We start from the raw sequence: 11,525 nt of genomic DNA, 5'->3' as shown, positions 1-11,525 counted from the left end.
CGGCAGCTTCGGCAATCAGAAGCGCAGCCTTGTCACGTTGTTTTCTGTTCGTCCCAGCAGGCTTAACAGGCCCGCCAGCTGGGTGGCCGCCTCGGGGTCGGCGTGGGCCGTGCCTTCGAAGCGGGACTGCCGGCCGAGTGTGCCGCTGCCCTCCAGGTGCAGCGGTCCGGCCGTGGTCTTCAGTTGCAGGCGGCCGTCGGCGCCGGTCAGGTCGACCTCCGCACGATAGCTGCCCAGCGGGCGCAGGCGGCTCACCGCCGCCGACATCTGATCCAGCTGCAGGGTCAGACGTCCGAATTTCTGGTTGCCGGCAAACTTGCCTTGCAACGCCGTCCAGTCGATCCGCATCGTGCCGTCAGGCCGCAGCGTGTTGAACGGGGCGCCAATGCCTTCCAGCAGCGACGCCGGCAGGCGGATGCCGCCGGACTGCACGGTCCAGCCGGCGGGCGTCACCGCCACCGTCACCGGCGCGGCCATCGCCATGTCCTGTTCCAGCACGATGCGCAGCGTGCCCGTCAGCAATGGCCAGAACGCCACGTCCCAGGTCAGCCGGCCCGGCAGCACGGTCGATGTCTGGCTGCCCGCGCCGGCCGACAACGCCAGCGTGGCGCTGCCATGCCACAGCGAGCCCGCCGCATCGGCCAGCAGCACGCGGCGGCCGCTTTCCGTGGCGATGCGCTCGGCCATCCAGGTGGCTGGCAGCGACGCCATCACGGTGACCACCACCGTTGCCACGCCGAGCAGCGCCCAGCGCAGCCATTGCCAGCCGCGCGACGCGCGCGCGCGGCGGCGGGGCAGGCGCAGGGCCTCCAGGCGCGCCATCAGTTGCGGCCACCGGCGCCAGGGCCTTGCAGCGTTGCCGTGACGTTGACCAGCGCCGTGGCGCCGACATAGCTGATGCGGGCGTCGGTGACCTTCAGCCGCTGCTGGGCGCGTACGTCCTGCAGCCAGCTGGCCACCGCCCCAAAGGCCACCTTGTCCAGCTGAACCTGCACGGCGTTGTCGCCCGTGGCCGCCAGGCGCGTAGCCTTCAGGCCGTGTTGTCCGAGGTTGTCCTGCAGCGCCTGGGTCAGCGCGTCGCCGCGCAGCGACGGTGCCGGGCTGGCCTGCAGACCGCGTGCTTCCTGCACCAGCGTTTCCATTTCCGCCAGGTCGGCGCGCTGCGCCGGCAGGTTGCGCATCAGGCGGTCGCGGCCGGTCGCGGCCGGCTCCCACAGCACCAGGTAGCCGAACACCAGCACCAGCACCACCGCGCCGCCGCCAAGGATGGCCTGTTCGCGGGGGTTGCGGGCGCTCCAGAAGGTGTCGAACCGTTCGCGCCAGGCGTCGGGGACACGCGGGCGCAGCCTGCCCAGGCGGCCTGCGGGCGTACCCGTTGCAGCGGTGCCAGCGGCCGGGCGATTGGCGGATTTACCGAATTTCATGCGCCGGCCCTGCCTTGCGCCGGGTTGTCGGCGCGCGATTCGGTCTTGATCGTCCAGCGCGAGCCGGGCGGTGTCGGGGTGCCGCCCGCGCGGACGGAGGCGTCCGGCGGTGACTTGTCTTCTTCCATCTGCAGGCCTGCTTGCCGCGCCGCATTGCGCAGCGCATTGGTATTGGTACCCGCCTTGAGCGTGACGTAGAGCGCGCCGGCGCGATAGTCGAGCTGCAGCAGCGCGTCGGGCGGCAGGTCATGGGCGGCGCGCGCAAAGCCATCGGCCAGCGGCAGGAAATCGCTGGGCGTGCTGCGGCCGTTTGCCGTGCGCAGCTGTTCCATCTGGCGACGCATCAGCAGCGGTGGCTCCGCCACCGGCGGCACGTTAGGGAAGGCGGTATGCAGGAGATCGATCTGGGCCGCGTCGATGCGCCGGGATTCGTTGCGCAGCATCAGCCATTGGGCGTTCATGCCGATGATCTGCACCAGTACCAGTCCCACGACCAGGGCCACCGGCAGACGCCAGGCCAGCACGTTCCAGCGGTCCATGCGGCCCTGGGCGAATTCGAACTGCGCCAGGTCGAGCTGCGGATCGCGCAGGCACGTCTCGGCGCCAGCCAGCCAGATGCGCCAGTTTTCGGAAATCCGCGATGCGCGTGCGACAGGCCGCTGCGTACGCAGCGCGGGTACCGGAGCATGGGCCAGCGCGGCAGGGTCGCCATGCCATTCGCCGGACGGAGCCAGCGCCTGCCAGGCGCCAAGGGCCTGGTCATTGAGCAGCAGCCCGTAGCCGTCGTAAGGGCCGGTGCGTACCGTCAGTTGCCAGAGGCGCGCGGTGTCCGCGGCCGCGGGCGGCGGCGCGGCGGCGTCCAGCAGCGAGGCAGACTGGGCTAGCGCCGAGGTCGCGGCTTCCACTACCAGCGTGGCGGGCTGGGCCGACTCATCGGTGGTGGCCGGGACTTCGGGGACGGACGGCTGCGGCGCGGGCGCCGGGGCAAGGCCGTCGGCCAGGGCCGGTTCAGGGGTCTCCGGGGCTTCAGCCGGAACCAGGGCCGGAGCGGCGGCCTCCGTCAGCGGCAGGCACAACTGGGCCGGCAGCACGCTGCGGCGGCGGTGCTTGTGTTCGGTGAACTGGTCCAGCGCGGCGCGCAGCCAGGCGCGGTCGGTGACCATCAGCAGGCGGCGGCGCGGACCACGCGCCGGGGCGGCCGGATCGAGCGCCGGCCCCAGGGCGATATGGCATGGCGCCGCGTCCGTCGCCAGCATGTCTTCCGCCAGGTTCGGCAGGGCCAGCCTCAGGCGGGCCGGCGGCAACGGCGGCACCATGGCCGCCGTGAGCAGCACATCGCTGGCGGCCAGGATCAGGACCAGGCGGTCTGCCGCGGGCATTTCCGCGGCCAGGGCGTGGCCTTCGCGCAACAGCTCGGGCGTCGGGGAAGGGCTGCCGGCGCGGGTTTTTTCCGCGGAGGCGCGTACCAGCGCAAAAGGCATCGCGCCAAACTGCCACGGTTGCGGCTGGTCATGCGGCCGGTGCGGCAGGCGGACGTAGAGCGTGGTACTCAAGATTTCCCTGTTATCTATGGCGAAGATGCGCTGGAGGCGCGTGGCTGGCCGGTCAGCCGCCCGTTGGCGCCCCGTGCCACGCGTCGGGACGGGCTGGGGCGGACTGGCGGGCACAATCTGTGGCCCGGCGGCAGTTGGCTGCACCGGACCCGGCTCGGCGCAGCAGCATACCTTGCCTGTGTGACTTACGCGCGTCAATAGCGGTCCGACTGATTCTGCAGAACGATGCGCGCCTACACGCACCCGGGCAAAAACGGCTTGCGGCGCGACCCCGTTTCAGCGTTGCTCGGGCATGGCGTCCGCGTCGCGGACCCAGATGATCCGGGTGGTATTGCCACTGCCGAAGACGTCTTCGCGCTTGACCAGCGATACCTTCAGGCGCCGCGCGCGTTCGTGCCGGACCAGCCCGTAAATCAGGAAGTAGTGGGTACGTACATCAACCACGTCGCCGGGGGTGACGGCCTGCGGGGCGATGCTCTGCAATTGGGACGTCACGTCGCCGGTGTTGTTGAAGTAGCTGCGGTCACGCTGGCGCACCAGTTCGCGCGCCCGGTCCAGTGGCAGTTTGTCTATGACGGCGGACAGGACTTCGGCCTCGGCGGTATTGGCATTGACCTTGGTACGTTCCGGCAACACTGTGACAAAGGGTTCCATCGCCGCCACCATCGCCGGCGTATAGCCGGGCACGGCGAGCAGGTCTTCCACACTGTCGGGCGGGCGTGGCGCGGGCTGGCCGTTGGTGGGGACCCCCCGGGCCGCACGCAGGAAATACTGCGCCGTTGGCTCGGCCAGGCCGGCGTTCATGCCGAGCGTTTGAAGCAGTCGTCTGAAGGCCAGCAGCGACGGCTGGTCGATATTCGCCACGCGGCCGGTGCCGTCGGCCTGCCAGATATAGAGGTTGGTCAGGTTGAAGCGCGCCTGCGCGTCGAGGATGCGCCCGGAGACGAACGATGTCTCGCCGCCTTCGGACGTGCTGACGCCGGCCCCCAGGAAGTCGGACAGCCGGGTCTCGGCCACGGGCACCGACCACGGTTCGCCCAGGTAATCCACCTGCGAGCGGCGCTGGTCGTCGCGCAGGATCAGGCGCGACCAGTCCACCGCGGCGCGTTCGATCCAGGCAGCCTGGGCCACCAGCCGCTGGTTTTCGATCGAGCGGATCTGCACCTGCTGGCGCCACAACATGCCGGATACCACCACCACGGCCAGCGTCACCATCAGCAGGGCCGTTACCACGGCGGCACCTTGCTGGCGGCCGGGCCGCGTACGGAGCGACAGGGGGAAGGGCGCGCGCGTCATCACATCCCCGTCATGCAGATTTTCTGGAACTGGCGCGTCGCATCGCCATCGCCCATGCGCGCAAAGACTTTCAGTTCGACGGCACGCACGGCGACGGTGTTCGAGATGGTGCCGATCCCGGCCTGCGCGTCGCTGGCACCGGAGGCGGCGGCAGCGGCCTCGGTCGCGTTGGCTACGGCGCTGCCTTGCAACAGCGCGGTGCGCACCCGGCCCGTATCGACCAGCCAGCCCACCGGCTCTACCCAGGCGCGCGCCGACAGCTGGTCGGCATCGCCAAGCAACGGGCGGATCTGCAGGCCCGCGCTGCCCGGCTGGCGCAGGGCCAGCAGCGCGCTCTGCACGTCATTGCGGGAATAGGCGGCACGGCTGGCCGCGCGCACCACGGTATTGCCGTCGAGCCGGTAGGCCACCACCTGCCAGGTCGGCGGCTGGCCTTCGTCGCGGCGGTCGCGCACCAGCAGCAACTGGTTGGGGCCGATTTCCACCGGACTGGCCTGCAACTGGGCCGGCTGGGCCAGGTGTTCGCAATCGGACTGGAACTGGCCGTAGAGCACCTTCAGCGCATCGAGCCGGGCGTCGTGATCGGTCAGCCGTTCGCGGCTGCGGGTCAGGGAATCCAGTGCGCGCCAGCCGATGACGGCCATCACGGCCAGTAGCGTGATGGCGACCAGCATTTCCAGCAGCGTGAACCCGCGCTGGCCGCCGGACCGGAAGCGGCGCTCAGAGGACATTGCGGGTCTCATTGGGTACCAGCGTGACCAGCCACGCCAGTCGCACCGACTTGTTGCCGGCGGACGGATAGACCGCGACTTCCACGCGGCGGAACGACGGATTGGGGGTGCCCGAGACCGATTCCTCGCACCACAACGCCACGCCGCCCTGAGGGCAGTCGTAGCCGCGTGTGCCCGGTTCGGGCCAGGTCTTGGAAAGCCGCAGTGTAGCCAGATGGTTCTCGGCGCTGAATTCGGCCAGCATGCGCTGCTGCAGCGAGGCGCTCGACTCGACCATCGACCCCATCGCCCGCATGGCGGCGGTGAGCGCCACCGCCAGGATGGTCAGCGCAACCAGCACCTCGATCAGCGTGAAGCCCCGGGCGCGCGGGTGACGCGTGCGTGTGGTCATTGCGTCACCGTTGCCACGTAGCGGCCGCTACCGTCGCCGTTCACGTCCACGCGGATATCGCCGCGCGTCAGCACCAGCCGCTGGGGTTCGTCGATCAGTTCGCGTCCGAAGATCAGCCGCACGGGGCCCGTGCCAAGCTGGCGTCCACCCTGGACGATGACCGCGCCGTCCAGCGGAATGCGCCAGCGGCCCGGCGCGAAGACGTCGGTGCGCATCGGCACCCAGCCCTGCGGTGTGGATTCAAGAAAACGCCAGCCGGTGGCGTCGCCTTCCCAGGCCAGCGGCCGGGCGCCCAGCTGGGCGTCTTCCTGGGCCAGTTCGAACAGGCGCGCGATGCGCTGGCCATCGTCGAGCACGCGGCCGCGATCATTTGGCGTGGCGTTGACCGCCACAAGGGAGATGACGATGCCGGCGATCACCATGACCACCAGCAGTTCAAGCAGCGTGAAGCCGTGCAGCCGGCGGCGCTGGAGTAGGGCGGCCTGGCCGCGCGGCGTCGCCGGAGTCATGAAGGGCAGGGGACGGGCTTATTCCCAGTTGCCGATATCGGCGTCGTTGCCGCTGCCGCCGGCCTGGCCGTCGGCGGCGAAGCTGAATACATCGATCTCGCCGCGCACGCCCGGGTTCAGGTACTGGTACGGATGGCCCCACGGGTCCTTGGGCAGCTTTTCCAGGTAGCCGCCGCCCTTCCAGTTGTTGGGGATGGGCTCGGTCGTCGGCTTGTTGACCAATGCCGCCAGACCCTGTTCGGTGGTCGGGTAGCGGCCATTGTCCAGGCGGTAGAGCTTGAGCGCCTGCATGATCGAGGAGATGTCCTGGCGCGCGGCAACGATACGGGCCTCGTCGGGACGGCTCATGATCTTGGGCACCACCAGTGCCGCCAGCACGCCCAGGATCACGATCACCACCATGATTTCGATCAGGGTGAAGCCGCGGGCGAGGCGGCGACGGCGTTGCGTCCGGGGGGCGGCAGTCTGGGTGACGGTTCTGCGCATCGGTTGTGTGCCTTGATGGTCGGGGTATGGCCGGAGAGTATAACCCCCGCCAGATGACCGTTTGGTGTGCCGCCGGGGTATCAGGACCGGATTAATGTACCAAGGTGCAACTGCAACAAAAATCTTGCATTGCAGATGCACGTTATCTATGATTCCAGGCACGATGCAACTGACCCGATTCTCAGACTATGCCTTGCGCCTGCTGATGTATGTATCGCGCGGCGACGGCACCCGTCCGATCACGATCGCTGAAGTCGGCCAGCAATTCGAAATCTCGCACAACCACCTCGTCAAGGTGGCAGCGCGGTTGTCGAAGCTGGGCTGGATTTCGGCCACGCGTGGGCGGCATGGCGGGCTGCAACTGGGGCCGGGCGCAGAAAAGCTGTCGATCGGCACGATCCTGCGCGAGCTGGAAGGACACAAGTCGGTGATCGACTGTTCCGATCCGCCATGCGCCTTGAACGGCAATTGCCGTCTGAAGCGTGCGCTGGATCAAGCCGAAGAGGCGTTCTACCAGGCGCTTGACGGCGTCACGCTGGCCGAAGTCTCCGGCAACAGCCGGACGGCCGAGTCGATTATCAGCCTGCATCGAGATTTCCTGAGCCGGCGCGTGGCCTGAGGCAGCGGGGCGAGACCCCTGCCGCAGTCTGTCGCCGGCTTTATTGTGCGCAAAAACATGCATTCTAAATGCATGAATTCACAGGAGTTTTTGCTGATGTTGTCCGCTGCTTCCCGCCCCTATATCGATGCCAGCGTCCCCGTGCTGCGCGAGCACGGTCTTGCCATTACCACGCACTTCTACCGCGAGATGTTCGCGGCGCGCCCCGAGCTGAAGAACCTGTTCAACATGGGCAACCAGGCCAATGGCTCGCAGCAGCAGTCGCTGGCGTCGGCTGTGTTCGCCTATGCCGCCAACGTCGACCGAGCCGATGTGCTGGCGCCGGTGGTGGAACGCATCGTCCACAAGCACGTGGCCGTCGGCCTGACGTCGGCCCACTATCCGATCGTCGGCAAGTATCTGCTCGAAGCCATCGCGGCGGTGCTGGGCGATGCCGCCACCCCGCCGCTGCTGGCGGCCTGGGACGAGGCTTACTGGCTGCTGGCCGGCGAACTGATTGCCGCCGAGGCGCGCCTGTATGACCGGAATAACGTCAAGGCCGGCGAACTGCAGCGCGTGCGCGTGATCGCCCGCGAGCAGGAAGGCGACCAGGTGGTCTCGCTCACCCTGGGCGCTGACGACGGCAAGCCGCTGCGCGACTTTGCGCCGGGTCAGTACATCAGCGTCGAAGCCATCCTGGCCGACGGCCAGCGCCAGCTCCGCCAGTACTCGCTGTCTGGCGAGCGCGGCCTGCCCACGTGGCGCATTTCGGTCAAGCGCGAAGACGGCAACGCCGAAACGCCGGCCGGTGCGGTCTCTAACTGGCTGCATGACAACGCTCATGTCGGTACCACGCTGCATGTCAGCACGCCGTGGGGCGAGTTTGCGCCGGCCATCGACGACCGCCGTCCGATCGTGCTGATGTCCGCCGGCATCGGTGTGACGCCGATGGTATCGGTGCTGCGCACGTTGGCCAAGGAAAATCCGCACCGCCCGGTGTTGTTCGCCCACGCGGCACGCCATGGCCGCCATCACGCACATCGCGGCGACCTGACCTGGGCGCGCGAACGGATGCCGAACCTGCGTACCCATATCAGCTACGAGACCCCGCAGGCAGCCGATGTCTCGGGCCGCGACTTCGACCATGCCGGCACGATGCCGATTGCTTCTGTGCTGAAGGCCGAAGACACCGCGGCATTCAACGACGCGCGCTTCTACCTGTGCGGCCCGCTGGGCTTCATGCAGGCCCAGCGCCACGCGCTGATCAACGCGGGGATTCCGGTGGGGCACATCCACCGCGAAGTGTTCGGTCCCGACCTGCTCGACGACCTGCTCTGATCGGCCCCGATCCGGGCCATCTGTCGGGTCGGCACGACTGACAGACAATCGACGCATGCGTCTGGTACGCTAGGCGACCTCTTGAATTCTGCCGCCTGGCGTACTGCTCGTGCCAACCCTGACCCGGCCTGCCCTCCGCTTCGACCTTTCGGCCCCCTGGCTGCCCCGCGCAGCCAGTCTGTTGCTATTTGTCGCACTGTGCGCGCTGGTCACGCACTGGGTGTTGGTGTTCAGCGCGATGCGGACGATTCCCGTACCCAAATCGGCGCGTATCGCCCAGACCGAGGCCGTGGAAACCGGCGCGGTGGCGACGCTGTTTGGCGGTAGCGCGCAGTCGGGTGTGCGGGATATCCAGCTGATCGGCGTGGTGGCGGATGTCGATGGCGTGGGCCCGGCGGCGGCCATCCTGTCCCTGGATGGCGGGCCGCCCAAGGCCGTGCGCGCCGGTGCCTCGCTCTCGCCGCAGATACGCCTGACCGAAATCCATGGCCGCAATATCGTGATCGAGCGCAACGGCGTGCGCCAGGAAATCGCGCTGCCGCTGCAGAACACCGTCTCGGTCGGCCGTCCGGGCAATGCCCCGGCGGCGCCGCCGTCCGGTGCGGCTGCTCCGCTGTCGACGCCGATGCCCGCTCCGGTGCAGTCGGCGCCGCCACCGGTTGCCAGTGCGCCGGTGCAGCCGGCACCGCAACAGCCGCCGCAACAGTTCCAGCAGGGTGCCCCGCAACAGCAGGGCTTTGCGCCGCAGGACTTTCAACAGGTGCCCCCGCACGGCGCCGAGAACCAGCTGCCAAAAGACTAATCAAATCGTAAAAATACGATTTCGGATCATTGCGCAATCTTTGACTGTATTGCGGCGGTTTACGCCGCTAGTCGATTCTGTGAGGCCCGTAACATCGTATTAAAAGTGCCAACTTGGCGTGGTTGTCTGCGTTCTAATCCGTACATGCCCAACGTGATGAAAAGGAGCACAGACATGCAACGCAATCACAAGACGCACATCCTCAAGAGCTTTATCGCCGCCTCGGCCGTGTTCATGGCCGCGGGTGCCGCCTTTGCACAAACCACGCCGGCCCCGGCTGCGCCGCAGGCTGCTCCGCAAGGTGGCCCGGCACCTCACCACCGCATGGGCGGCCCTGGCGAGCATCACCATGGCGGCATGATGTGGATGAAGTCGGTCGACACCGACGGCGATGGCATGATCTCGAAGGCCGAAGCCGACGCGCTGTTCAACAAGATCGACACCAACCACGATGGCAAGCTCGACAAGAACGAGCTGGCTGCCTATCGCAAGACTGCCTGGGAGCAGCGTCGCGCCGAGATGAAGGCCGAGTTCGAGGCCAAGTTCAAGGCTGCGGACAAGAACAACGACGGCGCGCTGACGCGTGACGAGTTCAAGGCCGCCTTCCCGCGCATGGCCGATCGCTTCGACAAGCTCGACGCGAATCATGATGGCAAGGTGACCATGGCCGAAATCCAGTCGGACATGCAGAAGATGCACAAGGACCGGATGGACCGCATGCAGCGTCGCGGTCCGGGCGGCGCCTCGGGCCCGTCCGTCCCGTCGCCGAGCGGCAACTAAGCCATTCTTCGGCAACTGCAAGAACGCGGCCTTCGGGCCGCGTTTTTTGTTGGCTGGCACCATCCTTGCCTCGCCCCACGTGACGCAAGCGCCCGCTGTATATGACTGCAGTACTTGTCCTTACATGAAATAAATTGCGGACTTGTGCACGACTTGTTAAATTTGCGCAAAAAAATTGCCGACAAACATATTGCGGAGCAACAAAACGTGAGCAAGGTGGAGCTGGACAAGATCGACCGGAAAATTCTGGAGGTCCTGCAGACCAACGGGAGGCTGACCAACCTGGAAGTGGCGGAGCGCGTGAATCTGTCGCCGAGCCCCTGCCTGCGTCGCATCCGTCGGCTCGAGGAGATTGGCGTGATCCGCCAGTACGCGGCGTTGCTCGAACCGAACAAGATCGGCCTGGGCCTGCTTGCCTATATCAATGTGCGGCTGGAAAAACAGGGTGGCACGCCCAAGGGCAAGGCGCCGCTGGACCTGTTCCGGGCGGCAATCCAGACTTGGCCGGAAGTGGCGGCCTGCCATGCCATGACGGGCGAGATGGACCTGCTGCTCAAGGTCTACGTCGAAGACATGGAGCACTTTGCGCGCTTCATGCAGGAACAATTGCTGGCACATCCTTCGGTGATCGATGTGCGTTCCAGCTTTGCGCTGGAGTCGATCAAGGACACCACGGCGCTGCCCGTGGCCGGCGGGGCCTGACGGCGGTTCACGCCGTACATCGGCCGCACCAAACAGAAACGGCGCACCTTGCGGGTGCGCCGTTTTGCATTGTGATCTCCGAGCCGGATCAGGCGGTGCCCTTCTGTGGCACCAGCGAGCGCCAGAAGCGCAGGCCGAAGCGCCGGACATCGCGCAGGTTGCGACGAACCAGGTAGTCCAAATCAGCCACCTGCTCGTCGATGGCCTCGGTCAGGCGGCTCACCGTGTCGGCGGGCGGCAGTTCCAGGTAGGCATCGGCTTCGCCATAGGCGTACTGCACCTTCATGCCGGCCTTCTTGGCGATGTGCATCATTGCGGCGTTGCGCGACAGGCAGTGCATGTACAGCGTGCGGACGCTGGTATTGCGGCCATGCATGGCGGCGCGCTGGAACAGGGCGCTGCCGATGCCGCGGCCCCGGGCGCTCTTCGACACCGACACGCCGAACTCGGCGACCCGGCCCTGGGCGTTGTCGCGCAGGTTTGCGAAGTGGCCGACGCCAACCAGTTCCAGGTGCTCGTCATAGACGCCAAACACGCTGTCGTGGTCGAAATCGATGCTCTCCACATAGGCCTCGATCACGTGGTTGCCAACCGACTGGCCGAAACGGAGCAGGCGATCTTCCTCGCCCAGGGCGAGAAAATGCTTTTGCAGGCGCGAGCGATGATGGGCAGCCAGCTCGCGCACCAGGGTGGTGTGACGCTGGGTTGCCTGGCTCGCTTCGGCTGCGCGGCGAAGATCTTCGTCGGTGACTGCGCCGACGGCCTTGCTCAGTTCGAGCGGGTTCACTTGGTTTCCTTCTTCAGTGATCGGTATAAAAATAGCACCATCGCAGTGGTCGGCCCTGCACTTGCATCAAATGCCGTGCGGTGGGAATCCGGTTTGTGATCCACAATGCTGGATTCGGGCAAACACTA

At 67.0% G+C, this 11,525-nt stretch carries 14 protein-coding genes; 5 read left to right on the top strand and 9 right to left on the bottom strand.

Features of this window, described 5'->3' with window-relative positions:
* Window positions 1-15: 15 nt before the first annotated feature.
* The 8 genes from ACOABP_RS08015 to gspG all read right to left on the bottom strand — a co-directional run bounded on the left by ACOABP_RS08015 (window position 16) and on the right by gspG (window position 6,390).
* Window positions 16-822: a type II secretion system protein N gene (locus tag ACOABP_RS08015; protein WP_474227648.1), complete on the bottom strand. Its 807-nt coding sequence runs from the start codon at window positions 820-822 to the stop codon at window positions 16-18.
* Entirely contained in the window at window positions 822-1,424 is a 603-nt protein-coding gene (locus ACOABP_RS08010; RefSeq protein WP_474227647.1) for a type II secretion system protein M, read from the bottom strand. Before ACOABP_RS08010 ends, ACOABP_RS08015 begins: the two co-directional genes overlap by 1 nt.
* Window positions 1,421-2,977, bottom strand: coding sequence for a type II secretion system protein GspL (gene gspL, locus ACOABP_RS08005; protein ID WP_474227645.1), 1,557 nt, complete (start codon window positions 2,975-2,977; stop codon window positions 1,421-1,423). The genes ACOABP_RS08010 and gspL overlap by 4 nt, the downstream gene beginning before the upstream one ends.
* A 276-nt stretch (window positions 2,978-3,253) precedes the next feature.
* The gene (gspK, locus tag ACOABP_RS08000; protein ID WP_474227644.1) at window positions 3,254-4,273 is read right to left on the bottom strand and encodes a type II secretion system minor pseudopilin GspK; all 1,020 of its coding nucleotides are present in this window, start codon (window positions 4,271-4,273) and stop codon (window positions 3,254-3,256) included.
* Entirely contained in the window at window positions 4,273-5,004 is a 732-nt protein-coding gene (locus ACOABP_RS07995) for a PulJ/GspJ family protein (RefSeq protein ID WP_474227643.1), read from the bottom strand. The genes gspK and ACOABP_RS07995 overlap by 1 nt, the downstream gene beginning before the upstream one ends.
* Window positions 4,994-5,395 carry a type II secretion system minor pseudopilin GspI gene (gspI, locus tag ACOABP_RS07990; RefSeq protein ID WP_474227642.1) on the bottom strand — a complete coding sequence of 134 codons (402 nt, stop codon included), beginning with the start codon at window positions 5,393-5,395 and terminating at the stop codon, window positions 4,994-4,996. The genes ACOABP_RS07995 and gspI overlap by 11 nt, the downstream gene beginning before the upstream one ends.
* Complete coding sequence (locus tag ACOABP_RS07985) at window positions 5,392-5,904, bottom strand: prepilin-type N-terminal cleavage/methylation domain-containing protein (protein ID WP_474227641.1); 513 nt, start codon at window positions 5,902-5,904, stop codon at window positions 5,392-5,394. The genes gspI and ACOABP_RS07985 overlap by 4 nt, the downstream gene beginning before the upstream one ends.
* An 18-nt stretch (window positions 5,905-5,922) precedes the next feature.
* Entirely contained in the window at window positions 5,923-6,390 is a 468-nt protein-coding gene (gene gspG, locus ACOABP_RS07980; protein WP_474227640.1) for a type II secretion system major pseudopilin GspG, read from the bottom strand.
* A 163-nt stretch (window positions 6,391-6,553) separates the two neighbouring features.
* Between gspG and ACOABP_RS07975 the strand changes: the two genes are divergently transcribed.
* The 5 genes from ACOABP_RS07975 (at window position 6,554) to ACOABP_RS07955 (ending at window position 10,610) form a co-directional block, all read left to right on the top strand.
* Window positions 6,554-7,009 (top strand): RrF2 family transcriptional regulator, encoded by a 456-nt coding sequence (locus ACOABP_RS07975; protein WP_474227639.1) that lies wholly within the window; start codon window positions 6,554-6,556, stop codon window positions 7,007-7,009.
* Between the two features lie 96 nt (window positions 7,010-7,105).
* Window positions 7,106-8,326, top strand: coding sequence for a globin domain-containing protein (locus ACOABP_RS07970; RefSeq protein WP_474227638.1), 1,221 nt, complete (start codon window positions 7,106-7,108; stop codon window positions 8,324-8,326).
* Window positions 8,327-8,486: 160 nt separating this feature from the next.
* Window positions 8,487-9,128, top strand: coding sequence for a hypothetical protein (locus ACOABP_RS07965; RefSeq protein WP_474227792.1), 642 nt, complete (start codon window positions 8,487-8,489; stop codon window positions 9,126-9,128).
* 174 nt (window positions 9,129-9,302) lie between these two features.
* Window positions 9,303-9,908, top strand: a complete 606-nt coding sequence (locus ACOABP_RS07960) for an EF-hand domain-containing protein (protein WP_474227637.1) — start codon at window positions 9,303-9,305, stop codon at window positions 9,906-9,908.
* A 207-nt stretch (window positions 9,909-10,115) separates the two neighbouring features.
* Entirely contained in the window at window positions 10,116-10,610 is a 495-nt protein-coding gene (locus ACOABP_RS07955; RefSeq protein ID WP_029051418.1) for an Lrp/AsnC family transcriptional regulator, read from the top strand.
* 88 nt (window positions 10,611-10,698) lie between these two features.
* On the opposite strand, the gene ACOABP_RS07950 is transcribed toward ACOABP_RS07955, so the two are convergent.
* Window positions 10,699-11,397 carry a GNAT family N-acetyltransferase gene (locus ACOABP_RS07950; RefSeq protein ID WP_066736593.1) on the bottom strand — a complete coding sequence of 233 codons (699 nt, stop codon included), beginning with the start codon at window positions 11,395-11,397 and terminating at the stop codon, window positions 10,699-10,701.
* Between the last annotated feature and the right edge of the window lie 128 nt (window positions 11,398-11,525).

Source organism: Cupriavidus sp. HE11 (genome assembly GCF_056097175.1).
The sequence above is the reverse complement of the archived record's forward strand: the minus strand, read 5'-3'. Positions and strand labels throughout refer to the sequence as shown.

Excerpts from the sequence above, each read along its gene's own strand:
- ACOABP_RS08015 (WP_474227648.1), bottom strand. The coding sequence starts at position 822 with ATGGCGCGCCTGGAGGCCCTGCGCCTGCCCCGCCGCCGCGCGCGCGCG.
- ACOABP_RS08010 (WP_474227647.1), bottom strand. The coding sequence starts at position 1,424 with ATGAAATTCGGTAAATCCGCCAATCGCCCGGCCGCTGGCACCGCTGCA.
- gspK (WP_474227644.1), bottom strand. The coding sequence starts at position 4,273 with ATGACGCGCGCGCCCTTCCCCCTGTCGCTCCGTACGCGGCCCGGCCGC.
- ACOABP_RS07995 (WP_474227643.1), bottom strand. The coding sequence starts at position 5,004 with ATGTCCTCTGAGCGCCGCTTCCGGTCCGGCGGCCAGCGCGGGTTCACG.
- gspI (WP_474227642.1), bottom strand. The coding sequence starts at position 5,395 with ATGACCACACGCACGCGTCACCCGCGCGCCCGGGGCTTCACGCTGATC.
- ACOABP_RS07985 (WP_474227641.1), bottom strand. The coding sequence starts at position 5,904 with ATGACTCCGGCGACGCCGCGCGGCCAGGCCGCCCTACTCCAGCGCCGC.
- gspG (WP_474227640.1), bottom strand. The coding sequence starts at position 6,390 with ATGCGCAGAACCGTCACCCAGACTGCCGCCCCCCGGACGCAACGCCGT.
- ACOABP_RS07975 (WP_474227639.1), top strand. The coding sequence starts at position 6,554 with ATGCAACTGACCCGATTCTCAGACTATGCCTTGCGCCTGCTGATGTAT.
- ACOABP_RS07970 (WP_474227638.1), top strand. The coding sequence starts at position 7,106 with ATGTTGTCCGCTGCTTCCCGCCCCTATATCGATGCCAGCGTCCCCGTG.
- ACOABP_RS07960 (WP_474227637.1), top strand. The coding sequence starts at position 9,303 with ATGCAACGCAATCACAAGACGCACATCCTCAAGAGCTTTATCGCCGCC.